Origin of the sequence: Streptomyces sp. NPDC050546, from assembly GCF_044457425.1 — a bacterium.
GTDB lineage: Bacteria > Actinomycetota > Actinomycetes > Streptomycetales > Streptomycetaceae > Streptomyces.
The window spans coordinates 74,969-100,178 of the sequence record NZ_JBITGX010000005.1 but is presented as its reverse complement, the minus strand read 5'-3'; the positions used below and the strand labels follow the sequence as shown (position 1 = coordinate 100,178).

Sequence of the window (25,210 nt, the reverse complement as noted above, 5' to 3'; positions counted from 1 at the left end):
CCCTACGGCGAGATCAGGCCACGACGTCAGGAACGACCGCGATCCCCCGGTGCCGAAGCGGTCGAACCGCGCACCACCAGCTCGGGCATGAACACGAACTCGCTGTGGGGGGCCGGAGTCCCGCCGATCTCCTCCAGCAGCGTGCGGACGGCGGCCTGGCCCATCGCGGGCACCGGCTTGCGGATCGTGGTCAGCGGCGGGTCGGTGAAGGCGATCAGCGGCGAGTCGTCGAAGCCGACCACCGAGATGTCCTTCGGCACGTCCAGGCCCAGCTGCCGGGCCGCCCTGATCGCGCCCAGCGCCATCATGTCGCTGGCGCACACCACAGCCGTGCAGTTCCGCTCGATCAACGCCGTGGTCGCGGCCTGGCCGCCCTCCAGGGTGTACAGGGAGTGCTGGACCAGCTCCGACTCGACGGCCTCGGCACCCAGGCCCAACTGGTCCTGCATCGTGCGCACGAACCCCTCGATCTTGCGCTGCACCGGCACGAACCGCTTAGGCCCCAGAGCCAGCCCGATCCGCTGGTGCCCCAGGGACACCAGGTGCGTGACCGCCAGGCTCATCGCGGCGCGGTCGTCGGGGGAGATGAACGGCGCCTGCACCTTCGGCGAGAAGCCGTCGACCAGCACATACGGCACGCCCTGCGCGCGCAGCCGGTCGTAGCGCTGCATGTCGGCGGTGGTGTCCGCGTGCAGCCCGGAGACGTAGATGATGCCGGCGACCCCCCGGTCGACGAGCATCTCCGTGAGCTCGTCCTCCGTGGAGCCGCCCGGGGTCTGGGTGGCGAGGACGGGGGTGTAGCCCTGCCTCGTCAGCGCCTGGCCGATGACCTGCGCCAGGGCCGGGAAGATCGGGTTCTCCAGCTCCGGGGTGATCAGGCCCACCAGGCCCTCGCTGCGCTGGCGCAGGCGCACCGGGCGTTCGTAGCCCAGCACGTCGAGGGCGGCCAGCACGGACTGGCGGGTGGTGGCGGCGACGCCCGGCTTCCCGTTGAGGACGCGGCTGACGGTCGCTTCGCTCACCCCCGCCTGGGCGGCGATGTCGGCAAGCCGTGTGGTCACAGCACCGGACTGTAGCGGCCGGGGTTCTCCTTGCGCACCGACGGGACGCCTGGTGCGTGCCGTTCCACGGCCGGCGGCGGGTTGCTGGGTCATCGCGGTCCCCAAAAGGTCGAGAAGAGGTCGTGGCCGGCGTCCGATCCGCAACGGATGATTCCCCCGACGGAAGCGGATGGCAAGTGCTTGCAGAGTCTTGCACAGCTGTCCGAGTCCCCGCCGAACAGCCGGAAATCCGGGTCCCGCAGGGGCTGAGGCGAGGTCACGGCGGGGTAACCATCCACACCGCTTGCAACTTTTTGCTGCAAGGTCTTTCGCAAGTCCTTGAAGCGCGGCTAATCTCACCGACGCCCGGCGGCCAACGGCGCAGTCGGCAGCACGAACGGGCTGACCCTCAAGGAGAACTCATGCGGCGTGGCATAGCGGCCACCGCGCTGGTGGCGTCCCTCGCCCTGGCGGCGACGGCGTGCGGCGGAAGCGACAGCGGCGGCGAGGCCGGCGGCCCGGTCACCATCACCTGGTGGGACACCTCCAACGCCACCAACGAGGCGCCGACGTACAAGGCCCTCGTCAAGGAGTTCGAGGCCGCCCACAAGGACATCAAGGTCAACTACGTCAACGTCCCCTTCGACCAGGCGCAGAACAAGTTCGACACCGCCGCCGGTTCCAAGGGCGCCCCCGACGTGCTGCGTTCCGAGGTCGGCTGGACCCCCGCCTTCGCCAAGAAGGGCTTCTTCGCACCGCTCGACGGCACCGAGGCCCTCGCCGAGCAGGACAAGTTCCAGCCCAGCCTGATCGAGCAGGCCAAGTACGAGGGCAAGACCTACGGCGTCCCCTTCACCACGGACACCCTCGCCCTCGTCTACAACAAGGCCCTGTTCGAGAAGGCCGGCGTCGAGGCCCCCAAGACCTGGGACGACCTGAAGAAGGCCGCCGCCACCGTCAAGGACAAGACCGGCGTCGACGGCTACTGGGGCTCCACCCAGGCCTACTACGCGCAGAGCTTCCTCTACGGCGAGGGCGCCGACACCGTCGACGTCGCCGCCAAGAAGATCACCGTCACCTCGCCGGAGGCCAAGAAGGGCTACGGCACCTGGCAGGGCCTGTTCAAGGGCAAGGGCCTGCACAAGGCCGACACCACCGCGGACGCCTACGCCCACATCCAGGAGGCGTTCGTCAGCGGCAAGGTCGCCTCGATCGTCCAGGGCCCGTGGGAGATCACGAACTTCTACAAGGGCTCCGCCTTCAAGGACAAGAACAACCTCGGCATCGCCACCGTCCCGGCCGGCTCCACCGGCAAGGCGGGCGCCCCGACCGGCGGCCACAACCTCTCCGTGTACGCGGGCTCGGACAAGGCCCACCAGGAGGCCTCGCTGAAGTTCGTGAAGTTCATGACCTCGGCGAAGGCCCAGGAGACCATCGCGCTGAAGAACTCCACGCTCCCCACCCGCGAGGACGCCTACACCGCCGAGGTCAAGGCCGACCCCGGCATCGCCGGCTACCAGGGCGTGCTGTCCGCCGCCCAGCCGCGTCCGGCGCTGCCCGAGTACAGCTCCCTGTGGGGCCCGCTGGACGACGAGCTGATCGAGATCGCCGGCGGCAAGGAGTCCCTGGACAAGGGCCTCGGCGACGCCGAGACCGCCATCACCAAGCTGGTGCCGGACTTCTCCAAGTGACCGCCGGGTGGCCGCCGGATCCCCCGGGGGGAGGGGATCCGGCGGCCACCGCCCGCGCCTGCGCCTGAGCCCGGGCAGCTCCCCTTGGCCTCCCTGACCTCCTTGAACCTCCAGAAGGTGTCGAACCATGACAGTCGTCATCGACCGAGCGACCGGCAAGCGGCGCGGTGAGCGGGAACCGCGCCCCGGGCCGGCCCAGCGGCTGAAGAACGGCTTCCACAAGCACTGGTACGCCTACGCGATGGTCGCCCCGGTGGCGATCGTCCTCGGCGTCCTCGTGCTGTACCCGCTGGCGTACGGCCTGTACCTCACGCTCACCGACGCCACCAGCCTCAACACCGCCCGCACGATCGGCGTCAACGAGATCGACGCCACCTACAAGTTCATCGGCCTGGACAACTACGCCGACATCCTGTGGGGCCCGACGGCGTACGACCGCTTCTGGTCGCACTTCCTGTGGACGGTCTTCTGGACGGCGGCCTGTGTCGCCCTGCACTACGGCATCGGCCTCGGACTCGCGCTGCTGCTCGACCAGAAGCTGCGCGGCCGCACCCTCTACCGGATGATCCTGGTGCTGCCCTGGGCGGTGCCGACCTTCGTCACCGTCTTCGGCTGGCGGTTCATGCTCGCCGACGGCGGCATCATCAACTCCGGCCTGGAACTGCTGCACCTGCCGACGCCGTCGTGGCTGGAGGACACCTTCTGGCAGCGGTTCGCCGCGATCATGGTCAACACCTGGTGCGGTGTGCCGTTCATGATGGTCTCGCTGCTCGGCGGACTGCAGTCGATCGACGCGAGCCTGTACGAGGCCTCCGAGATGGACGGGGCCAACGCCTGGCAGCGGTTCCGCTACGTCACTCTGCCCGGCCTGAGGTCCGTCAGCACCACGGTCGTCCTCCTCGGCGTGATCTGGACCTTCAACCAGTTCGCCATCATCTTCCTGCTGTTCGGCAACACGGCCCCCGACGCCCAGATCCTCGTGACCTGGGCCTACCAGCTGGGCTTCGGTCAGCAGCCGCGTGACTACGCCCAGTCCGCCGCGTACGGAATCCTGCTCCTGTCCCTTCTGATCGTCTTCACCTCGTTCTACCGCCGCTGGCTTAACCGCAACGAGCAGCAGCTCGCGATCTGAGGCAGGAGTTCCCATGAGTACGACAAGTGCGACCACCGTCGAGACCTCCGCCCCGGCCGGCGAGCGGCGCCCCGCGGGCGACCCGCGCAAGGGCCGCCGCCGTGGCGAGAACAGCCGCGCGGCCTCCCTCGCCTCGCACGCCGTGCTGATCGGCGCGAGCCTGACCGCGCTCTTCCCGATCGCCTGGCTGGTCTTCCTGTCCCTCGGCCCGGACAAGGACGACTACCTCCACCCCGGGCGCATCTGGAGCAAGATGACGCTCGACAACTACGCGTTCGTCCTCCAGGACACGAGCTTCTTCGACTGGCTGACGAGCACACTGGTCGTGGTGCTGGGCACGACGCTCATCGGCGTCGTCGTCGCGGCGTCCACCGGCTACGCGGTCTCCCGCATGCGCTTCCCCGGCTACCGGAAGCTGATGTGGGTGCTGCTGGTCACCCAGATGTTCCCGATCGCGGTACTGATCGTGCCGATGTACCAGATCCTCTCGGATCTCCAGCTCATCGACAGCTACCTTGGTCTCATCCTTGTCAACTGCACCACGATCGTGCCGTACTGCGCCTGGCTGATGAAGGGCTATTTCGACACCATCCCGTTCGAGATCGACGAGGCCGGGCGCGTCGACGGGCTGACCCCCTTCGGCACGTTCGCGCGGCTGATCCTGCCGCTCGCGAAGCCCGGCCTCGCGGTCGCGGCGTTCTACAGCTTCCTCACGGCCTTCGGTGAGGTCGCGTTCGCCTCGACGTTCATGCTGAGCGACGACAAGTACACGTTTGCCGTCGGTCTGCAGACCTTTGTGAGCGAGCATGACGCTCAGCGGAATCTGATGGCCGCGACGGCTGTGCTGATCGCGATACCGGCGGCCATCTTCTTCTACCTCGTGCAGAAGAACCTGGTGACCGGGCTGACCGCCGGTGGCACCAAGGGGTGACACACGCTCCGCTGGTCGAGCCGGTACGGGCCGTCGCTCGGCTGCGGCGCCGTCGTCGCTGGTCGCGCAGTTCCCCGCGCCCCTGGGGGCGCTGCCCAACCGCCCTCCAGAAGCCCGAGGTGGCCGCGGTGCCCATCCGACCCCGCTGTACCGCGGCCACCTCGTCACCGCACCCCACGTCTCACATGACCACACCTCTTCCCCCACTCTCGAACCCGCTCGAGCGGGGGGACCCCCACCGCATCAAGGACGACATGAGCCAGCAGCACTCCGCCGCCCCTGCCATGACCCCCACCGTCGTCAAGCGCCGCGACTGGTGGCGGGACGCGGTGATCTACCAGGTGTACCCGCGCAGCTTCGCCGACAGCAACGGCGACGGCATGGGCGACCTGGAAGGTGTCCGCACCCGTCTGCCGTATCTGCGCGACCTCGGCGTGGACGCCGTGTGGCTCAGCCCCTTCTACGCCTCGCCGCAGGCCGACGCCGGCTACGACGTCGCCGACTACCGGGCCGTCGATCCCATGTTCGGCAACCTCCTGGACGCCGACGCGCTGATCCGCGACGCCCACGAGCTGAGCCTCAGGATCATCGTCGACCTGGTCCCGAACCACTCCTCCGACCAGCACGAGTGGTTCAAGCGGGCCGTCGCCGAGGGCCCGGGCTCCCCGCTCCGGGAGCGCTACCACTTCCGCCCCGGCAAGGGGGAGACCGGCGAACTGCCCCCCAACGACTGGGAGTCGATCTTCGGCGGCCCGGCGTGGACCCGGGTCACCGAGCCCGACGGCACACCCGGTGAGTGGTACCTGCACCTCTTCGCCCCCGAGCAGCCCGACTTCAACTGGGAGCACCCGGCGGTCGGCGACGAGTTCCGCTCCATCCTGCGCTTCTGGCTGGACATGGGCGTCGACGGCTTCCGTATCGATGTCGCGCACGGTCTGGTGAAGGCGGAGGGGCTGCCCGACCTTGGATCCCACGACCAGGTGAAGCTGCTGGGCAACGATGTCATGCCGTTCTTCGACCAGGAGGGCGTGCACGAGATCTACCGGCAGTGGCGGCTCGTCCTCGACGAGTACGCGGGGGAGAGGATCTTCGTCGCCGAGGCCTGGACGCCGACGATCGAGCGCACCGCCCACTACGTCCGCCCGGACGAGCTGCACCAGGCCTTCAACTTCCAGTACCTCAGCACCCACTGGGACGCAGCGGAGATGCGTGAGGTCATCGACCGCACCCTGGACGCCATGCGTCCGGTCGGAGCCCCCGCCACCTGGGTCCTGTCCAACCACGACGTCACCCGGCACGCCACCCGCTTCGCCAACCCGGCAGGGCTCGGCACCCAGATCCGGCTGGCCGGCGACCGGGAGCTGGGGCTGCGCAGGGCCCGCGCCGCGAGCCTGCTGATGCTGGCGCTGCCCGGCTCGGCCTACGTCTACCAGGGCGAGGAGCTCGGGCTGCCCGATGTCGTCGACCTGCCGGACGAGGTGCGTCAGGACCCGGCGTACTTCCGGGGGGCCGGCCAGGACGGCTTCCGCGACGGGTGCCGGGTGCCGATCCCGTGGACCCGGACCGGGTCGTCGTACGGCTTCGGTGACGGCGGCAGCTGGCTGCCGCAGCCGGACGGGTGGGGCGAGCTGAGCGTCGAGGCGCAGACCGGGGAGCCGGGCTCGACCCTGGAGCTGTACCGCGCCGCGCTCGCCGTGCGCCGCGAGCAGCCCGACCTCGGCGCCGGTACGTCCGTGGAGTGGCTGCGGGCGCCCGAGGGCGTGCTCGCCTTCCGGCGCGGGGAGTTCGTGTGCGTCGCGAACACCACCGGGGAGTCGGTGGCGATGCCGGCGTACGGCCGGGTGCTGGTCGCGAGCGGCGAGGTCGTCCTGGTCGACGACGAGGCGAAGGTGCCGGCCGACAGCACGGTGTGGTGGACCACGGCGACCGCGGGGGACCGCGCCTGATTTTCCTTTGAATTTCGTACGGCCCGCTGCCCTTTCGGGCGGCGGGCCTCTACTATCTGCGTCACCGCAAGGTTTCTGAACCTTGCTGCAAGAACCTTCAACGAAGAAGGAAACCCCACATGGCACGCAGATACCTCGCCGCCGCGGTCGCGCTCGCCGCCGCTTCGGTTGTCATGAACCCGACCAGCGCCCAGGCCTCCCCACCTGGCACCAAGGACGTCACCGCCGTCCTCTTCGAGTGGAACTTCGCCTCCGTCGCCCGCGAGTGCACCAACACCCTCGGGCCCGCCGGCTACGGCTACGTCCAGGTCTCGCCGCCCGCCGAGCACATACAGGGCTCCCAGTGGTGGACGTCGTACCAGCCGGTCAGCTACAAGATCGCCGGCCGGCTCGGCGACCGCACGGCCTTCCGGAACATGGTGAACACCTGCCACGCGGCGGGTGTGAAGGTCGTCGCCGACACGGTCGTCAACCACATGGCGGCGGGCAGCGGCACCGGCACCGGCGGCTCGTCGTACAGCAAGTACAACTACCCCGGTCTGTACTCCGCGCCCGACTTCGACGACTGCACCGGCCAGATCACCAACTACCAGGACCGCTGGAACGTCCAGCACTGCGAACTGGTCGGCCTCTCCGACCTCGACACCGGCGAGGACTACGTCCGCGGGGCGATCGCCGGGTACATGAACGACCTGCTCTCCCTCGGTGTCGACGGCTTCCGTGTCGACGCGGCCAAGCACATGGACACGGCCGACCTGGCGAACATCAAGTCCCGGCTGAGCAACCCGTCGGTGTACTGGAAGCAGGAGGTCATCTACGGCTCCGGCGAAGCCGTCCAGCCCACCGAGTACACGAGAAACGGCGACGTCCAGGAGTTCCGCTACGCCTACGACCTCAAGCGGGTCTTCAACAACGAGAACCTCGCCTATCTGAAGAACTACGGCGAGGGCTGGGGCTATATGAGCAGCGGCGTCTCCGGCGTCTTCGTCGACAACCACGACACCGAGCGCAACGGCTCCACGCTGAGCTACAAGGACAACGCCAACTACACCCTGGCCAACGTCTTCATGCTCGCCTGGCCCTACGGCGCCCCGGACATCAACTCCGGCTACGAGTTCTCCGACCACGACGCCGGCCCGCCCGGCGGCGGCCAGGTGAACGCCTGCTGGCAGGACGGCTGGAAGTGCCAGCACAACTGGCTGGAGATCAGGTCGATGGTCGGCTTCCGCAACGCCACGCGGGGCGAGGCCGTCACCAACTGGTGGGACAACGGGGGCGACGCCATCGCCTTCGGGCGGGGCAGCAAGGGCTTTGTGGCCATCAACCACGAGCCGGGCGCGCTGAGCCGGACCTACCAGACCTCGCTGCCGGCGGGGACGTACTGCAACGTGCAGAACAACACGACCGTGACCGTGGACTCCGCCGGCCAGTTCACCGCCACCCTCGGCGCGAACACCGCTCTCGCCCTCCACGCGGGCCGGTCGAACTGCTGAGCGCGAGCGCCCCGGTGCGGTGCGTGAGGGATTGACGCTCCCGGAACGCTGCCCTACGTTCCCTCCACAGTGGCAACTCCCTGAACGCTGTTCAGCATCTCGAACACTCGCCCCTCGGAAACCCCGAGGGGCGACCTCATACCACTGGGAGCGCTCCCATGACGGGACGGATCACGCTGCGCAGGCTCAGAACGTGGACGGTCACCTCTCTCGCGGTGCTGCTCGCGACCGCCGGAGTCACCGCCGAGGCGGCACCCACCAGGGCGGACGCCACCGCCACCATCGACGGCTCCACCCGGCACCAGCCGATCGACGGCTTCGGTATCTCCGAGCACTTCGGCCGGGCCCAGATCATGCGCGGCTCACAGGGCCTGCCCGCCCAGCGCCAACGCGAGATCCTCGACCTGCTGTTCAGCCGCAGCACCGGCGTCGGGCTGAGCATCCTGCGCCTCGGCATCGACTCGGGCATCCAGCCGACCGACCCCGGCGGGCCGAACGCGACCCCCAAGTACGTGTGGGACCGCGACGACAAGGGCCAGGTGTGGCTCGCCCAGCAGGCCAAGGCGTACGGCGTGAACCGGTTCTACGCCGACGCCTGGACGGCCCCCGGCTATATGAAGACCAACGGCACCGACGCGAACGGCGGCACCCTGTGCGGCCTGGCGGGCGCGAGCTGCGCGAGCGGCGACTGGCGCAAGGCGTACGCGAACTACCTGGTCCAGTACGCGAAGTTCTACGCCCAGGAGGGCATCCGGATCAACGACCTCGGGTTCACCAACGAGCCCGACTGGACGGCCACCTACGACTCCATGCGGCTCACGCCCGCCCAGGCCGTGGAGTTCACCAAGGTCTTCGGCCCGGTGGCGAGAGCGGGCGGCTACCAGGTCGTCTGCTGCGACTCCTTCGGCTGGAACCAGCAGAAGAACTACACCAGCGCGATCGAGGCCGACGCCACGGCCCGCGGCTTCGTCGACACCCACGCCGGCCACACCTATGCCAGCAAGGTCGACGGGCCGCTGCCGACCGGCAAGCGGACCTGGATGTCGGAGTGGTCGCCCGACGGCACCACCTGGAACGAGGCGTGGGACGACGGCAGCGGCTATGACGGTCTCACCGTCGCCTCCGCCGTGCACGACGCCCTGACCAAGGGCAACACCAGCGGCTACGTGTACTGGTACGGCGCCTCGACCGGTGCCACCCGTGGGCTGATCCAGATGGACGGTGCGAACTACCACGTCTCCAAGCGCCTGTGGGCCCTCGCGAACTACAGCCGCTTCATCCGGCCCGGCGCCACCCGCATCGGCGCCACCACGTCCGACGGCAACCTCAGGCTGTCGGCGTTCCGCAACACCGACGGATCCGTGACGGTCGTGGCGCTCAACGCGGCCGGCAGCGCCACGCCGGTCTCGTTCGGCCTGCGGAACCTCGGCTTCACCGCCGGGACGGCGACCCCGTACCTCACCAACGGCTCCCAGAGCATGGCCCGGCAGTCGGCCGTGCCGGTCACGGGCGGCTCGCTGAAGGCCACGGTTCCGGCCCGCTCGCTCGTCACCTACACCCTCCAGCGATAGGAGACACGGTGCGCTTCTGCTGACGCAGGGCCAACTCCAGTTGTTGAAAGTTCTTTCCGATGCTTTCAGGACTCTTGCTGTAAGCGTTTCGGCGGCGATACGGTCGCGCGGGGTCGGACCCGTGAGAGCCGCAATCGCAAGGAGTCCACGTCAGTGATACCGAGATGGCGTGCGCCCTCAAGGCGCCGAACCTCCCGTGCCGGACGGGTCGCCGCGGTCACCGCCACCGCGCTGGCCGCAGCACTCGTCCAGCCTCTCGCCGCCGAAGCGGCCACGCCGCCGGCGCCCCCGTCCGACGCGAGGCTCGCCGCCGAGCCCGCCCGGCACGACGCGACCCGTGAGCAGTTCTACTTCGTCCTCCCGGACCGCTTCGCCAACGGCGACCCGCGCAACGACAAGGGCGGCCTGACCGGTTCGCGGCTGTCCACCGGCTACGACCCCACCGACAAGGGCTTCTACCAGGGCGGCGACCTCAAGGGCCTGACCAAGAGGCTCGACTACATCAAGGGCCTCGGCACCACCGCCCTCTGGATGGCCCCGATCTTCAAGAACCAGCCCGTGCAGGGGACGGGAGCGAACGCTTCCGCCGGCTACCACGGTTACTGGATCACCGACTTCACCCAGGTCGACCCGCACTTCGGCACCAACAGGGACCTCGAGACCCTCATCGACAAGGCCCACGCCAAGGGCATGAAGGTCTTCTTCGACGTCATCACCAACCACACGGCCGATGTCGTCGACTATGAGGAGAAGTCTTACGACTACCTTTCCAAGGGCGCCTTCCCGTACCTGACGAAGGACGGCGAGCCCTTCGACGACGCGGACTACGCGGACGGGCGGCGGGATTTCCCCGAGGTCGACCGCGGCTCCTTCCCGCGCACACCCAAGGTCGTCAAGAACAACAAGGTCCCGTCGTGGCTCAACGACCCGACGATGTACCACAACCGCGGCGACTCCACCTTCGCCGGTGAGAGCTCCGAGCACGGCGACTTCTCCGGGCTCGACGACCTGTGGACCGAGCGTCCCGAGGTCGTCGGCGGCATGGAGAAGATCTACCAGCGCTGGGTGCGGGACTTCGACATCGACGGCTTCCGGATCGACACCGTGAAGCACGTCAACCTGGAGTTCTGGACCCAGTGGGCCACCGCCCTCGACGCCTACGCGGCGAGGCAGGGGCGTGACGACTTCTTCATGTTCGGCGAGGTGTACTCGGCCGACACCGCCGTCACCTCCCCGTACGTCACCCAGGGACGGCTCGACGCCACGCTGGACTTCCCCTTCCAGGAGGCGGCCCGTCAGTACGCCTCGCAGGGCGGCAGCGCGCAGCAGCTCGCGGGCGTCTTCGGCGACGACTACAAGTACACGACCGGCAAGGCGAACGCCTACGAGCAGGTCACCTTCCTCGGCAACCACGACATGGGCCGGATCGGGACCTTCCTGAAGCAGGACAACCCCAAGGCCACCGATGCGCAGATCCTCGCCAAGGACCGGCTCGCCAACGAGCTGATGTTCCTCAGCCGCGGCAATCCCGTCGTCTACTACGGCGACGAGCAGGGCTTCACGGGCGCGGGCGGTGACAAGGACGCCCGGCAGAGCATGTTCGCCTCGCGCACCGCCGACTACCTCGACGACGAGCAGATCGGCACCGACCGTACCCACGCCGAGGACGCCTACGACACGAGAGCGCCGCTCTACCGCCGGATCAGCGCCCTCGCCAAGCTCCGCAAGGCCAACCCGGCCCTCACCGACGGCGTCCAGCAGCAGCGCTACGCGGCCGACGGCCCGGGCGTCTACGCTTTCTCGCGCACGGACGCGAGGCGCGGCACCGAGTACGTCGTCGCCTTCAACAACGCCGCCGAGAAGAAGACCGCGACCTTCGCCACCGGCTCGGCCGGCATGGCCTTCAGGGGTGTCTACGGCACCGACGCCGCCCTGAGGAGTGACGGGGCCAAGAAGCTCACGGTCACCGTCCCGGCCGGGTCGGCGATCGTCCTCAAGGCGGCCGGCAAGCTCGCCGAGCCCGCCACGAAGCCGACGATCACCCTGAAGGCCCCGGCGGCGGGCGCCACCGGAACCGTGGAGTTGTCCGCCGATGTCGAAGGGGGACAGCTGAACCGGGTCGTCTTCGCGGCCCAGACCGGCAACGGCAAGTGGCGGACCCTCGGCTCCGCCGACCACGCCCCGTACAAGGTCACCCACACCGTCGCCGAGGACGTACCGCCCGGCACCGCCCTGCGCTACAAGGCCGTCGTGGTCGACTCGGCCGGGCGCACCGCGAGCGCCCTGGCCGCCTCCACCACCGGCACCCCGCCCGTCGAGGAGCCGCCCGGCGCCGCCTCCCGCGACTACGCGATCGTCCACTACAAGCGCGCCGACGGGAACTACGCCGACTGGGGCCTGTACGCCTGGGGCGACCTCGCCGAGGGCGAGGCCACGGAATGGCCGAAGAGCCACCCCTTCACCGGCCGTGACGCCTACGGCGCCTTCGCCCATGTCAAGCTCAAGCCCGGTGCCTCGAACGTGAACTTCCTCGTCATCGACAAGGACGGCGACAAGGACGTCTCCGCCGACCGCACGATCGACGTCACCAAGACCGGCGAGGTCTGGATCGAGCAGGGCGAGGAGACCGTCCGCACGGAGAAGCCGGCCGCCGACTACCCGGCACCCGACAGGACCAAGGCCGTCCTGCACTACCACCGCGCCGACGGGAACCACGACGGCTGGGGCCTGCACGTCTGGACCGGCGCCGCGAACCCCACCGACTGGTCGAACCCCCTCAAGCCGGTCAAGACTGATACCTATGGTGCGGTCTTCGAGGTACCGCTCACCGACGGTGCCACCAGCCTCAGCTACATCCTCCACAAGGGCGACGAGAAGGACCTGCCCTCCGACCAGTCGCTCGACCTCAAGGCGAACGGCCACGAGGTGTGGCTGTTGAGCGGCCAGGAGAAGTACCTGCTCCCGCAGCCGGCCGGGGCCGCCGCCGCGCTCGACCTGACCACGTCCAAGGCGGTCTGGATCGACCGGAACACCCTCGCCTGGAACGGCTCCGACGCCGCCGCCTCCACCCAGCTGCTCTATGCCCGCGACGGCTCGATCGCCGTCAAGGACCGCGCCCTGACCGGTGACGCCAAGTGGCTGCGCCTGGCGAAGACCGAGCTCACCGCCGCCCAGAAGGCCAGGTTCCCGCACCTGAAGGCGTACGACGCCTGGACCGTCGACCCGCGCGACCGCGACCGGGTCCGCGAGGCCCTGCGCGGCCAGGTCGTCGCCACGCAGCACGCGGCAACCGGAGCCGTCCTCGCGGCGACCGGTGTCCAGATCGCCGGGGTCCTCGACGATCTGTACTCAGGCGCGACCAGGGCAGACCTGGGACCGACGTTCTCCCACGGCCGCCCCACGCTGTCCGTCTGGGCGCCCACCGCTCAGCGGGTGGCCCTGGAGATCGGCGACTCCACCGCGCCGATGAAACGCGACGCCACCACCGGCGTCTGGTCCGTCACCGGCCCGAAGTCCTGGAAGGGCAAGCCCTACCGCTACGTCGTGAAGGTCTGGGCCCCCAGCACCCGCGAGGTCGTCACCAACAAGGTCACCGACCCCTACGCCCTGGCCCTCACCGCCGACTCGGAGCGCAGCCTGGTCGTGGACCTGGACGACAAGACGCTGAAGCCGTCCGGCTGGTCGTCGTACAAGAAGCCCGAGGCCGTAGCGCTGAGGGACGCCCAGATCCAGGAGCTGCACATCCGGGACTTCTCCGTCGAGGACCGCACGGCGAAGCATCCCGGCAGCTACCTCGCCTTCGCCGACAAGGACAGCGACGGCTCGAAGCACTTGCGCGAGCTGGCGAAGGCGGGCACCTCGTACGTCCACCTGCTGCCCGCCTTCGACATCGCCACCATTCCGGAGCGCAAGGCCGACCAGGCGAGAGTCGACTGCGACCTCGCCGCCTACCCGGCCGACTCCGACAAGCAGCAGGAGTGCGTAGGGAAGATCGCCGCGAAGGACGCCTACAACTGGGGCTACGACCCGTACCACTACACGGTCCCCGAGGGCTCCTACGCCACCGATCCCGACGGCACGGCCCGCACGGTCGAGTTCCGCAGGATGGTGAAGGCGCTGAACGACGACGGACTGCGGGTCGTCATGGACGTCGTCTACAACCACACCGCGGCGAGCGGCCAGGAGCGGACGAGCGTCCTCGACCGGATCGTGCCCGGCTACTACCAGCGGCTCCTCGCCGACGGCTCGGTCGCGAACAGCACCTGCTGCGCCAACACGGCCACCGAGAACGCCATGATGGGCAAGCTCGTCGTCGACTCGATCGTCACCTGGGCCAGGCAGTACAAGGTCGACGGCTTCCGCTTCGACCTCATGGGCCACCACCCGAAGGCCAACATCCTCGCGGTCCGCAAGGCCCTCGACGCGCTCACCGTCGAGAAGGACGGCGTCGACGGCAAGAAGATCATCCTCTACGGCGAGGGCTGGAACTTCGGCGAGATCGCCGACGACGCCCGGTTCGAGCAGGCCACGCAGAAGAACATGGCCGGCACCGGCATCGCCACCTTCTCCGACCGCGCCCGCGACGCCGTGCGCGGCGGCGGCCCCTTCGACGAGGACCCCGGCGTCCAGGGCTTCGCGTCCGGCCTCTACACCGACCCCAACTCCTCGCAGCACAACGGCACTCCGGCCGAACAGAAGGCCCGCCTGCTGCACTACCAGGACCTCATCAAGGTCGGCCTCTCCGGCAACCTCGCCGGCTACCGCTTCACCGACACCGACGGCAGGGAGGTCACCGGCGCCGACGTCGACTACAACGGCGCCCCCGCCGGCTACGCGGACGCCCCCGGCGACGCCCTCGCCTACGCCGACGCGCACGACAACGAGTCCCTCTTCGACGCCCTCGCCTTCAAACTGCCCGCCACGACGAGCGCCTCCGACCGCGCCCGTATGCAGGTCCTCGCCATGGCGACGGCCACCCTCTCCCAGGGCCCGGCCCTCTCCCAGGCGGGCACCGACCTGCTGCGCTCCAAGTCCCTGGACCGCAACTCCTACGACAGCGGCGACTGGTTCAACGCCGTCCACTGGAACTGCGCGGACGGCAACGGCTTCGGCCGCGGCCTGCCCCCGGCGGCCGACAACGCCGACAAGTGGCCGTACGCCAAACCCCTGCTGAGCAGGGTCGCGGTGGGCTGCGAGCAGATCGAGGGCGCCTCGGCGGCGTACCGCGACCTGCTGCGGATCCGCGGCACGGAGAAGGACTTCTCCCTCGGCACGGCCGAACAGGTGCGGTCCCGGCTCTCCTTCCCGCTGTCCGGCAAGGACGAGACCCCCGGCGTGATCACCATGCGGCTCGGCGATCTCGTCGTCGTCTTCAACGCCACACCAGAGCGCCAGGAACAGCGGGTCACCGCGGTCGCCGGAACCGGCTACCGGCTGCACCCGGTGCAGGCGGCGGGGGCGGACCCTACCGTCAAGTCGTCCTCCTACGCGGCTGAATCGGGCACGTTCGCCGTTCCGGGGCGCACGGTCGCCGTCTTCACCCGGGCCGCCGAATAGCGCACTACGTTGGGTGGGGCGGGCCGCGACCGACGGTCCGCCCCACCCAGGTACGGCCCGAGGTGCTCCTCGAGATGGACGGCAACGGCACGCAGCACACCCCCGGCACCACCGTGCTGGTCGTGGACGACGTCGCGGCCAGCCGGTACGCCATGGGCGCGGTGCTGAGCCGGGCCGGCCACCAGGTCGTGCCCGTCGCCAGCGGCGGCGAGGCGCTCGTCGAACTCGACGTCCGGCTCCGCGACGGCGCCCTGCCCGACGTGGCCCTCGTCGACGTGGGCCTGCCGGACATGAGCGGCTTCGAACTCTGCCGCCGGCTCCGGGCCCTGCCGCCCATGGCCGCCCTGCCCGTCGTGCACTTCTCGGCCGCCGCCACCGCACCCGGCGACCGCTGCCGGGGACTGGACGCGGGCGGTGACGCCTATCTGACCGTGCCCGCCGAACCGCTGGAGATCCAGGCCGTCGTCCGGGCCGCCGTACGCGGAGCGCGCCGCACCGCGGGCGCCGAGACCGTCGTCCACCGGCTGACACTGCTCTCCGAGGCCATCATCACGGTGCAGACGGCACGCTGCCCCCGGGAACTCGCCACCGCGGCGGCCGACGGCACCGCACGTCTCACCGGCTCGCCCGCCCTGGTGTTCGTGATCGCCCCGGACGGCGAGCCCTACCAGGGCACGGCCCGCAGCCGCCCCGCACCGACGGACAGCGGCGCGCACCAGGCGGCCGCCCGGCTGGCCGCCCGGCTCGCGGAGGGCCGCACGGGCGTGCACAGCGCCGTCGTCCCCGCACCGCTGTGGCCGGCCGGGATCTTCCGGCCGGGCGTCGAGGAGGACGCCCTGCTGACCGTGGCGACGGCCCAGGACGGCCGTACGGCCGTGTGCCTGGCCACGCCCGTCCGGCGCGCGGCGATCACCGGCCCCGCGGACGACGGCTTGCTGGCCCGGCTCGCCCAGGCCGCCGCGCTCGCCGCCGAACCGCTGCTGCTGTACCAGGTGGAGCGGCATGTCGCCCTCACCCTCCAGCACAGCTTCCTGCCCCGGCCGCACAAGCTGCCCCATCTGCCCGGCGTCGACATCGAGGTCCGCTATGTGCCCGCCTCCCGGCAGGCCGAGATCGGCGGCGACTTCTACGCCGCTTTGCGCACCGGCGACGGGGTGCTCACCGCGGTCGGGGACGTGGTCGGGCACTCGCTGGACGCCGCCACCGTCATGGTCGAGATACGGCACGCGCTGCGCGCCTACTGCGTGGACGAGAGCGACCCGGTCGTACTGGCCGCGCGGCTCGACCGGATGCTCCAGCGGTACCACCCCGACATCACGGCCACCGTGTGCCTGGCCCTGGTCGACCCCGGCAGTGGCCGGGTGCGGATCGCCAACGCCGGTCACATCCCGCCGCTGATCCTGCGCGACGGGGGCGGCGCGCGGTACGCCGACGCGTGCGGTCCGCTGCTCGGCCTGGGCCTGGAACGCCCCCCGGCAACCGAGCACCAGCTGACCCCCGCCGACCGCCTGCTCATGGTCACCGACGGCCTCATCGAAACCCGCGGCATCCCCCTGGAGACCTCCATGGAACAGCTCCGCACGGCCGCCGCCGACGCCCCCACCGCCCTGGACACCCTCTGCGACGTGCTCCTCCAGTGCTTCGGCCACGACCGGGAGGACGACATCGCCCTGCTGGCCCTGCGGTTAGGGTGACCCCGTTGGCCGCCCAGAAGGAGTACTGATGCCGCAGATCACCGTCGACTATTCCGCCGACCTCGCGGACGGCTTCGACCGGCCCGGATTCGCCAAGGCGCTGCACCAGGCGACGGTCGACATCGCGGCCGCCAAGCCGCCGGCGTGCAAGAGCCGGTTCCGCCCCACCGAGGACATCGTGGTCGGGTCCGACACCGAGGGACACGCCCATGTCCACGTCCACATCGCCCTGCTCGCCGGCCGTACCGAGGACACCAAGGCCCGGCTCACCGAGGCCGCGCTGGAGTTGCTGCGCGAGTATCTGAAGACCGCCGACGGGATCGTGCTGCACGCCTCCGCCGAGGTGCGCGACCTGGACGCCTCCTACCGGAAGTTCGAGGGCTGAGCGGGCTCAGGTCGCCAGCGTCAGGAGGCGGCCGGCCAGGTCGGCGAACGGGCCGTCGGCCGGCTCCTCCTTGAAGATACGGCGCAGCAGGGCGCCCATCTCCTCGTCGTAGGCGGCGCTCACCGAGGCCAGCGCGGCGAAGTCGTGCACGAGCTGGCCCTCCAGTTCCTCCCGCGGGATGCGCCGGCCGTCCAGCCAGATCAGCGCCGTGGACTCGGCGAGCGAGATCCAGGACCGGACGACGAGTTCCAGACGCGCGGGCGGATCGGTCACGCCCAGGTGCGAAAGGATCTGGACATACGCGGCCTGCCGTACGGAGTCGACGAGCGCGTTGGTCGTCGAGGAGCCGACCGCGGGTCCGCCGCGCATGAGGGCGGAGAAACCCGGCCCGTGCTCGTCCACGAAATCGAAGTAGCGGCCCATCACGCGATGCAGCCGCGCCCCCAGGGGACCCTCGTGCGGCTCCACGAACCGCGCCGCGAGATCGTCCGCCGCCCGCCGCAACGCGGCCTCGTACAGGCTGAGTTTGCCGGGGAAGTAGTGATAGACCAACGGGCGTGAGATGCCCGCGGCCGACGCTATCTCGTCGATGGAGACCTCGTCGGGCGAGCGGCGGCTGAACAGTTCGAGGGCGACGCCGATCAACTGCTGCCGCCGCTCCTCGACTCCCAATCTGCGGCGAACCCCGGTAGTCATGCGAACACCTTACCGATCGATTCCAGCCTCGAACGGACCGGATCGATCGCGGAAGTTCACCCGGGTGCACCGGGCGGGCACGAGAACGGCCCTGTCAGCGCAGCCCGCCGAGCGAACGCCCGTCCCGCAGCGTCCCCTTCAGCTCGGCCCGCGCCCCCCGTTCGCCCGGCACGGTCAGCAGACTGCCCCGCGCCGACCCGCTGATCCCGCCCGTCGCCCGGATCGACTCGGTCCCACGGCTGCCCGCGGCCAGCAGATACCAGCTGCCCCCCTCCGACTTCCACAGCACCCCGGCCAGCACATGCGGGTCACGCGCGCCGCACGCCGGGACGTTCTCGGCCTTCGCCGCCACCGCCCCGTACCTCCCGCCCGGCGTGTGGAACTGCGCCAGCACCCGCGCCCCGCCGCCCCGCCAGGTCTCGGCCCGCGTGCACACCCACGCCGCCGACCCTCCCCCACCCTCCGGGCGGGGGGACCCCCATCTCGCTCCGCTCGCGTCCGGCAGCGGCTGCTCGTTGAACGCCCAGGCGTTCACGCTCCGCACACCCGCCGAGCGCACCGAGCCCAGCGAGCAGGCATACGGCTGCCAGGTGCGCAGCGCCGCCGCGCCGGACGCCTCTCCCGGTGAGCCGGGCCGGCCGCTGGTGAGCCGGGCAGGGACCAGTTCGCCGAGGTCGCTCAGCAGCCGGGTCCGCTTGCCGTCGGCCAGTTGCAGCACGTTCCACGAGGTGCACGGACCGGACCTGAGGGCCGGGCTGGCCAGGGGCGCGGTCACCCCGTCGGTGAGGGCGAGGTCCATCGCCCCGGAGCCCGGCTTCAGCAGATCCCGCTCGCCCGCCTTCGACACCCAGGGGGCCGTCAGATAGCGGACGTTGCCGTCGGTCCGGCCCAGGACCACCGCGCTCGCCTCGGCCCGGCCGGCGCCGTCGACCCGGGCGAAGTCGAGGGCGGCGCCCTGTGTGCCGTCGTCGGGCTCGGCGTAGCGGGCGATGCGCAGACCGTCGTAGAGGATCACCACGCGCGCGGCGTCGACCTTCCCCGCGTACAGCAGCTGGGGCGGTCCGGCCGGGCCGCCGGACAGGGTGCCGGGCGTCGCCGACACCTGGACGCTCTCGCCGGGGCGTGCCCAGACGGCCAGGGCGCGGCGCAGCAGGGCCGAGTCGCCGGTGAGACCGCCGCGGGCCGGCCACACCGAGAAGTCGGTGCGCGCCGAGCTCTGCCACGCGGCAGAGGGGACCCGGGTCAGCTTCGCCGGGTCCAGGGCGGCCTGTGCGGCCGGGTTGCGCGCGTACGGGGGTGCGGCGGCGCCGTCGGGACCCCAGCCCTCGCCGGGCGGACCGAGCAGCGCCCCGCACACCAGCAGCGCCGCCCCGGCGGCCAGCGCGGCCTTCAGGTGCTGGCGGCGCCGCATCAGGTCGGTCGGCCGGGCCTGGAGCGAGCAGGGGTCGAACTCGGGGGAGTCGAGCAGCCCGTACTGTGCGGGGACCCCGCCGGCCTCCAGCAGCGCGCCGTCCGCGTCGGCGACACCCGCGGCCGTGAGCACCTCGCGCACCCCGTCGTCCGCGAGCCGCTCCAGGCCGCGCAGCGCGTAGGCGGCCCGGGCCGGTCCCGACAGGGTGGACAGCCGCTGGTCCAGGGCGAGTTCGTCGGCGCCGCCGGACCGCGGGAACAGCTTCAGGCCCCACACCTGCGGCAGCAGCGGCGGCAGCTGGGACCGCCTGGGCCATGCCCTGCGCCGCAGCGGCCGCCCCGCCTCCAGCGCCGTACGCAGCACCTGGAGGCGGACCAGCGCGTAGCCCGGGTCGCCGTCACGGCCGGTCGACTGGGCCGGGATGACCGGTGCCGGTGTGCGGTTGCGGGGGAGTGCGCGCTGGGTGAGCGCGTGGGCGGTCACGACCCGCCTGCTGCGGCCCAGGCCCGGTGGCAGCACCAGATAGGCGAGCCGCACGAGCCGCGGGTAGTGCTCGACGAGCGCGGCCTCGGCCTGCTCGACGTCGACGACCGGGCCGGTGGGGGAGGAGGGTGCGGGGCGCTGGGCGACATCCTGTGACTGCACGTTCAGCAGAACGAGCGAATGGTCGGATGGTCACCTGACCGCGGAGCGTCACCCCCGCGGCTGCTCCTGCTCCACGAGCAGCCGGGCGTAGTTCGCCATCGACCGCTGGTAGCGGGGCAGGTGCGGGGCCAGGGCGCCGAGGGCCAAGGACAACGCCTCGCGGTCCCGGCCCAGGCTGGACAGGCACAGAGCGAGACAGGCACGCACCGGGTCGTCCAGCTCGTCGGACGGGGCGAGGAGCTCGGGCGTCAGCAGTGCGACGCCCTCCTCCGCCCGGCCGATGTTCCGCAGCGAGCTGGCCAGCTGGATCTTCGTCCGGCGGGCCTTGTAGGGGCTGACGTCGGAGAGTCCGCGCCGCAGCGCCTCCTGGTACAGGGGCACCGCCAGGTCCGAGCGGCCCGTGGAGTCCCAGGCGCAGGCCTGCTCGAACGGCCCGAGCGGGCTGCCGTCCGGCAGCTCGGCGACGAGGGCGTCGACCTCGGCACGGAAGCGCGCCTCGTCCGCATCCTCTTCGGCGTAGTCGTCGAAGCGGGCCCACAGAGCGGCTGTGCGATCTTCCCAGTCCTGGTTCACCGTGCCACCCTCGCACAGGCGTGCCGACGGAGGCAGCGGAATTTGAGTGCTACGGGCTCCGCAGCCGTATCGAAGGCGAGAGCCCTTGCCGGGGCTCCGTGCGGCATGCGTCCGGACCGTGCCGTGACAAGGACCGGAGGAACAGATGAGGGTGACCCGACCGATGCTCGCGCTGAGCGGCGCGGTGGCGATACTGGCGCTGGCCGGCTGCGGATCCGGCGGCAAGGACGAGGCAGCCGTGCCGAAAGAGGTGACCGGCAGCCTGGAGCACATCGCGGCCGAGGCCAAGTGCAAGCCGAACATGCAGACCGACGCCGACACCATCCGCCAGGCCCTCTGCAAGAAGGGCAAGGAGAAGTACGTCCTGGCGACCTTCTCCACCGACCGCGGCCAGCGCGAGTGGCTGAACGGCGCGAAGGACTACGGCGGCTACTACCTCGTCGGCCGCAAGTGGGTCGCGGTGGGCCAGCAGAAGACGGTCACGGCGCTGCAGAGCACCCTCGGCGGGACCATGGAGGAGGGGTCCGAGCACATGAACCCCGGCGGCAGCCACAACAAGGGCGGTCACGACGGTGGCAGCAGCCACCACGGCTGAGCCTCCCGGACCCGGACGGACGAGAAAGACAGACGGAACAACGGAACAGACGAGAAAGCCGGCGGTGGGAATTCCCACCGCCGGCTTTCTGCTGGCTGAGTACTACTGCCCGGGTACTACTGGCAGTTCTCGCCGTTGTTGATGCACTGGACCATCTCGTTCATCACGTTCTCGTCGAAGAAGTTGATGAAGTCGTTGTGGTCGGTGATCGGCTTGTGCAGCTGCTCCGGGAAGGAGTCCACCGCGAAAGCGTTCTGGACCTGTCCGTTGTTGATCTGCGGCGCCTGCACGTCGTAGACCAGGCGGACCTGGAGCTGCGGGATGGCCTGGAAGCCGTTCGAGCAGCTGCCGTCCTGCTCCACGAAGTCCACGTGGGTGCGGTGGTTGGCAGAGTCGATGTTCTGGCCGTCCCAGCAGCTCTGGAAGTTGGACAGCCGGACCATGCTGCTGCCGTCGGGGCAGATCGGGTACTTGTCCGTCACCTGACGGTCCTCGAAGCCCGTGCAGGTCCAGGACGTGTTGGCGTTGTTCAGGCCGTTGGTGAAGGACTTCGCGTCACCGGTGATGATCCGCAGGGCCTTCGGCATGGCGACGACGTCGCTCGTGCGGTTGCCCACGAACTTCAGCTCCGCCTGCGAGGGCTCGACGATCTTGCCGACGTTGCCGTCCTGGCCGCCGCCGGGCTGACCCGCGTCGATGTCGTCCGAACCGTCCTGGATCCGGATGACCGGCCAGAAGTAGGTGGACTTGTCGCCCTGGTTCTGGCAGGTCGTCTCGCCGTTCTCCAGGTCCTCGTCGCTCGCGAAGGCGTTGTTGGCCTGGTTGCCGACGTAGTCGTGCTGGTGCTGGGCACCGTTGGACACGCCGGGCGCCACGATCACGTTGTCCGAGTTGCGGTTCTCGTTCTCGTTGGTGCCGCACTGCGTGGTGAAGGTGCCCGTGGAGCCGCCGTCACCGTTCGCCGCGAGACCGTTCGGCAGGTTGCGGGAGTTCGGCTGGACGTCCTCGATGTTGACGAAGTCCGCGGCTGCCGGGCCGTTGCCGCCCTGACCGCCGTTGCCGCCCTGACCCTGGTCCTGACCACCCTGGTCCTGGCCCTGGTCCTGACCGCCCTGGTCCTGGCCGTCCTGGTTCTGGCCGTCCTGGTTCTGGCCGTCCTGGCCGTCCTGGTTCTGGCCGTCCTGGTTCTGATCGCCCCCGGCCTGGCCGTCGTTGGTGTTCACGTCGGCGTTCATGCCCTGGCACTCGGCCATCTGGGCGAGGTTGTCCGGCGCCTGGCCACCAACCCGCTTGATGTTGATGCCGATCCGGTCGATGGCGGCGGTCCGCTTCGACTTCAGCGGGCCGAGGATGGCGTTGTTGACGAAGCCGGAGTCACCGGCCTGGGCCTGACGCGTGGAGGCGAGCCGGGTGTAGGCCTCGCTGATCTGCTTGTCGAGGTTCGCCAGCTCCTTGTCCACGCCCTGGCGCGCGCCGTCCGGCACGTCGGTCAGGCTCTGTCCTACGTCCGGGCACTGGATCGTGGCGACCTGCGCACCCGCGGACTTCGTCTGGTTCGCCGAGTTCTCCTCATGCGCCGAGGCATAGAAGTTTGCCCAGATCAGCCCGCCCCCACCGAGCGCTAGGGCCGCCGATGCGGCTATGGCCTTGGTGGCCATCGGCGTCCGGCGTTTTCTTGTGTTGCGTCCCATGGAACTCCTCTGACTTCCTTTTTCGGGGGCATCGAGGCGCCCGACAGGAGTGAAGCGGCTCCCTTCCATACGGAGGTGGTCCCAGGGGTGTTCAGATGTCTCTGAAATTGATGCGAGATTCGTGAGGGCTCTGTGTTCTCAACAGCCCGTTCAGTACCGGGAGTTGTTGATCACCCACGGTCGGTGAACCGGCGGGTCCGCTTTCACCGGTCGTGGTCGAGATACGCCAGAACCGCCAGCACGCGGCGGTTGTCGTCGTCCGAGACCTCCAGTCCCAGTTTGGCGAAGATGTTCGCGGTGTGCTTGGCGATGGCCCGTTCCGTCACCACCAGCCGGCCGGCGATCGCCGCGTTGGTCCGGCCCTGCGCCATCAGCTCCAGCACCTCCCGCTCCCGGGGAGTCAGCCGCGCCAGCGGCCCGTCGTCGCTCGACTGCCGGGCCAGCAACTGCTGGATGACCTGCGGATCCATCGCCGTACCCCCGGCGGCGACCCGCCGTACGGCGTCCACGAACTGCTCGGCGTCGAACACCCGGTCCTTCAGCAGGTACCCGACCCCGCCACTGCCGTCGGCGAGCAGCTCACGCGCGTAGAGCTGCTCCACGTGCTGGGAGAGCACCAGCACCGGCAGGCCGGGCCGTTTGCGACGGGCGTCGAGCGCGCACTGGAGCCCCTCGTCGGTGTGCGTGGGCGGCAGGCGTACGTCGACCACGGCGACGTCCGGTTCCAGCTCGGCCAGGGCGGCGGCCAGTTCGGGACCGGACTCGACGGCCGCCGCGATCTCGAAGTCGTGCGCCTGGAGCAGCCGGACGAGTCCGTCGCGCAGCAGGAAGAGGTCTTCGGCTAGGACAACGCGCAAGGGATCTCCATGGTGACCATGGTGGGACCGCCCGCGGGGCTGCTGACGGCCAGGACGCCGTCGAATGTACCGAGCCGCCGCTCCACTCCGGAGAGTCCGGAACCGGCGCCGATCACCGCACCTCCCTTGCCGTCGTCGGTGACGGACACCCGCAGCATCCCGTCGGCATGGTGCAGGTCGGCCCAGATCCGGTCGGCTCCGGAGTGCTTCACCGCGTTGGTGAGCACCTCGCTGACGGCGAAGTACGCGGCGGACTCCACGGGCGCCTCCGCCCGCCCGGGCAGGTCCACGCTCACCTCGGTGGTCACCGGCAGCCGCAGCGCGAGCGCCCGTACCGCGTCGCCGAGACCGCGCTCGGCGAGGACCGGCGGATGGATGCCGCGCACCAGCTCACGCAGTTCGGCCAGGGCCTCGACGGAGGACGTGCGAGTCTGTGCGATCAGCTCCTTGGCCTTGGCCGGGTCCTTGTCCAGGAGCGCCTCGATGGTGCCCAGGTCCATGCCCACCGCGACGAGCCGGGCCTGGGCCCCGTCGTGCAGGTCCCGTTCGATGCGCCGCAGCTCGGCGGCGGAGGTGTCGACGGCGTCGCGCCGCGTCTCGGTCAGGACCCGCACCCGCTCGGCCAGTTCGCCCTGGCCGGAGCCCAGGACGGCCTGGGTGAGCCGGAAGTGGACGTCCAGCAGCCGTGTGGTGAGGAAGTGCGCGAAGAAGAGGACGACCAGACCCAGCAAGGCGGCGCCGAGCGCGGACACCTGCCCGGTGACCTTGACGAACCCGTACCAGTACCCGTCGGGGAAGACCCGCCACAGCCCGGCCCCGAGCGCGAAGCCCTCCAGCGGATACAGCCACAGCGCGGCCGGCAGCAACGCGGTGAGGAACCCGGCCGTCATGTCGACCGGCAGCCACATCAGGTCCCGCCAGGTCGCCGGGTCGCGCAGCATCCCGAACGTGGCCGCCCACGGGTTGGCGTCCTTCGGCAGCGGCCGGTACGCCGGCGGGATCCGCACCCCGCCCCACTCCGCCGCGAGCACCCGCCGCCAGTTCGCGAACGCCCGCACGCCCTTCAGTACGTACGGCGTGGTGACGAGCCCGACGCCGATCGGGATGAGCGCCATGGACACCAGCGACAGGGTGAAGCACAGCACCGCCCCCGGCAGCGATACGAGGGCCACCCCCAGCCCCCGTAGCGCGGCGAGCGCGACGCCCCGCCCCTTGGCTCCCCTGTAACCGCTCTTCGTGTCGATGGTCATGACGTCAGTCTCGCCGAGCGGGGGTGCGGGGTCACTGGGCCGGGACACCCGGC

The 25,210-nt window shown here is 70.3% G+C and carries 17 protein-coding genes; 10 read left to right on the top strand and 7 right to left on the bottom strand.

The window, feature by feature from the left end; genetic code table 11:
* Positions 1–26: 26 nt before the first annotated feature.
* Positions 27–1,061: a LacI family DNA-binding transcriptional regulator gene (locus ACIBK5_RS14185; protein WP_193477606.1), complete on the bottom strand. Its 1,035-nt coding sequence runs from the start codon at positions 1,059–1,061 to the stop codon at positions 27–29.
* A 401-nt stretch (positions 1,062–1,462) separates the two neighbouring features.
* Between ACIBK5_RS14185 and ACIBK5_RS14180 the strand changes: the two genes are divergently transcribed.
* The 9 genes from ACIBK5_RS14180 (at position 1,463) to ACIBK5_RS14140 (ending at position 17,439) form a co-directional block, all read left to right on the top strand.
* Positions 1,463–2,731, top strand: a complete 1,269-nt coding sequence (locus ACIBK5_RS14180) for an extracellular solute-binding protein (protein WP_399019358.1) — start codon at positions 1,463–1,465, stop codon at positions 2,729–2,731.
* A 127-nt stretch (positions 2,732–2,858) separates the two neighbouring features.
* The gene (locus tag ACIBK5_RS14175; protein ID WP_399019356.1) at positions 2,859–3,863 is read left to right on the top strand and encodes a carbohydrate ABC transporter permease; all 1,005 of its coding nucleotides are present in this window, start codon (positions 2,859–2,861) and stop codon (positions 3,861–3,863) included.
* A gap of 13 nt (positions 3,864–3,876) precedes the next feature.
* Positions 3,877–4,794 (top strand): sugar ABC transporter permease, encoded by a 918-nt coding sequence (locus ACIBK5_RS14170; protein WP_399019354.1) that lies wholly within the window; start codon positions 3,877–3,879, stop codon positions 4,792–4,794.
* 254 nt (positions 4,795–5,048) lie between these two features.
* Positions 5,049–6,740: a glycoside hydrolase family 13 protein gene (locus tag ACIBK5_RS14165; RefSeq protein ID WP_399019352.1), complete on the top strand. Its 1,692-nt coding sequence runs from the start codon at positions 5,049–5,051 to the stop codon at positions 6,738–6,740.
* A 119-nt stretch (positions 6,741–6,859) separates the two neighbouring features.
* A complete protein-coding gene (locus tag ACIBK5_RS14160) occupies positions 6,860–8,233 on the top strand; it encodes an alpha-amylase family protein (RefSeq protein ID WP_399019350.1) in 1,374 nt (457 codons plus the stop codon).
* A gap of 158 nt (positions 8,234–8,391) precedes the next feature.
* Positions 8,392–9,804, top strand: coding sequence for a glycoside hydrolase (locus ACIBK5_RS14155; RefSeq protein ID WP_399019348.1), 1,413 nt, complete (start codon positions 8,392–8,394; stop codon positions 9,802–9,804).
* Between the two features lie 153 nt (positions 9,805–9,957).
* Positions 9,958–15,360, top strand: a complete 5,403-nt coding sequence (pulA, locus tag ACIBK5_RS14150; protein WP_399019346.1) for a pullulanase-type alpha-1,6-glucosidase — start codon at positions 9,958–9,960, stop codon at positions 15,358–15,360.
* A 74-nt stretch (positions 15,361–15,434) separates the two neighbouring features.
* Positions 15,435–17,054, top strand: coding sequence for a SpoIIE family protein phosphatase (locus ACIBK5_RS14145; RefSeq protein ID WP_399019996.1), 1,620 nt, complete (start codon positions 15,435–15,437; stop codon positions 17,052–17,054).
* A 28-nt stretch (positions 17,055–17,082) separates the two neighbouring features.
* Entirely contained in the window at positions 17,083–17,439 is a 357-nt protein-coding gene (locus ACIBK5_RS14140; RefSeq protein ID WP_399019344.1) for a 5-carboxymethyl-2-hydroxymuconate Delta-isomerase, read from the top strand.
* A 6-nt stretch (positions 17,440–17,445) separates the two neighbouring features.
* Here ACIBK5_RS14140 and ACIBK5_RS14135 read toward each other — a convergent pair whose 3' ends face one another.
* The 3 genes from ACIBK5_RS14135 to ACIBK5_RS14125 form a co-directional block, all read right to left on the bottom strand.
* Entirely contained in the window at positions 17,446–18,135 is a 690-nt protein-coding gene (locus ACIBK5_RS14135; protein WP_399019343.1) for a TetR/AcrR family transcriptional regulator, read from the bottom strand.
* A 94-nt stretch (positions 18,136–18,229) separates the two neighbouring features.
* Complete coding sequence (locus ACIBK5_RS14130) at positions 18,230–20,191, bottom strand: hypothetical protein (protein ID WP_399019341.1); 1,962 nt, start codon at positions 20,189–20,191, stop codon at positions 18,230–18,232.
* A gap of 48 nt (positions 20,192–20,239) precedes the next feature.
* A complete protein-coding gene (locus ACIBK5_RS14125; protein WP_399019340.1) occupies positions 20,240–20,764 on the bottom strand; it encodes a tetratricopeptide repeat protein in 525 nt (174 codons plus the stop codon).
* A gap of 145 nt (positions 20,765–20,909) precedes the next feature.
* Here ACIBK5_RS14125 and ACIBK5_RS14120 point away from each other — a divergent pair, with 145 nt between their 5' ends.
* Positions 20,910–21,359 carry a hypothetical protein gene (locus ACIBK5_RS14120; RefSeq protein ID WP_399019338.1) on the top strand — a complete coding sequence of 150 codons (450 nt, stop codon included), beginning with the start codon at positions 20,910–20,912 and terminating at the stop codon, positions 21,357–21,359.
* Positions 21,360–21,475: 116 nt separating this feature from the next.
* Here ACIBK5_RS14120 and ACIBK5_RS14115 read toward each other — a convergent pair whose 3' ends face one another.
* From ACIBK5_RS14115 to ACIBK5_RS14105, 3 genes are all read right to left on the bottom strand, one after another.
* Positions 21,476–23,050: a DUF1996 domain-containing protein gene (locus tag ACIBK5_RS14115; RefSeq protein WP_399019336.1), complete on the bottom strand. Its 1,575-nt coding sequence runs from the start codon at positions 23,048–23,050 to the stop codon at positions 21,476–21,478.
* A gap of 203 nt (positions 23,051–23,253) precedes the next feature.
* Positions 23,254–23,907, bottom strand: coding sequence for a LuxR C-terminal-related transcriptional regulator (locus tag ACIBK5_RS14110; protein WP_399019335.1), 654 nt, complete (start codon positions 23,905–23,907; stop codon positions 23,254–23,256).
* Entirely contained in the window at positions 23,892–25,157 is a 1,266-nt protein-coding gene (locus ACIBK5_RS14105) for a sensor histidine kinase (RefSeq protein ID WP_399019333.1), read from the bottom strand. The genes ACIBK5_RS14110 and ACIBK5_RS14105 overlap by 16 nt, the downstream gene beginning before the upstream one ends.
* Positions 25,158–25,210 lie beyond the last annotated feature (53 nt).

What these genes read in the sequence shown, in the direction of transcription:
- ACIBK5_RS14160 (WP_399019350.1), top strand. Translation starts at nt 6,860, where the DNA reads ATGGCACGCAGATACCTCGCCGCCGCGGTCGCGCTCGCCGCCGCTTCG.
- ACIBK5_RS14135 (WP_399019343.1), bottom strand. Translation starts at nt 18,135, where the DNA reads ATGACTACCGGGGTTCGCCGCAGATTGGGAGTCGAGGAGCGGCGGCAG.
- ACIBK5_RS14170 (WP_399019354.1), top strand. Translation starts at nt 3,877, where the DNA reads ATGAGTACGACAAGTGCGACCACCGTCGAGACCTCCGCCCCGGCCGGC.
- ACIBK5_RS14180 (WP_399019358.1), top strand. Translation starts at nt 1,463, where the DNA reads ATGCGGCGTGGCATAGCGGCCACCGCGCTGGTGGCGTCCCTCGCCCTG.
- ACIBK5_RS14165 (WP_399019352.1), top strand. Translation starts at nt 5,049, where the DNA reads ATGAGCCAGCAGCACTCCGCCGCCCCTGCCATGACCCCCACCGTCGTC.
- ACIBK5_RS14105 (WP_399019333.1), bottom strand. Translation starts at nt 25,157, where the DNA reads ATGACCATCGACACGAAGAGCGGTTACAGGGGAGCCAAGGGGCGGGGC.
- ACIBK5_RS14115 (WP_399019336.1), bottom strand. Translation starts at nt 23,050, where the DNA reads ATGGGACGCAACACAAGAAAACGCCGGACGCCGATGGCCACCAAGGCC.
- ACIBK5_RS14155 (WP_399019348.1), top strand. Translation starts at nt 8,392, where the DNA reads ATGACGGGACGGATCACGCTGCGCAGGCTCAGAACGTGGACGGTCACC.
- ACIBK5_RS14145 (WP_399019996.1), top strand. Translation starts at nt 15,435, where the DNA reads ATGGACGGCAACGGCACGCAGCACACCCCCGGCACCACCGTGCTGGTC.
- ACIBK5_RS14120 (WP_399019338.1), top strand. Translation starts at nt 20,910, where the DNA reads ATGAGGGTGACCCGACCGATGCTCGCGCTGAGCGGCGCGGTGGCGATA.
- ACIBK5_RS14140 (WP_399019344.1), top strand. Translation starts at nt 17,083, where the DNA reads ATGCCGCAGATCACCGTCGACTATTCCGCCGACCTCGCGGACGGCTTC.
- ACIBK5_RS14175 (WP_399019356.1), top strand. Translation starts at nt 2,859, where the DNA reads ATGACAGTCGTCATCGACCGAGCGACCGGCAAGCGGCGCGGTGAGCGG.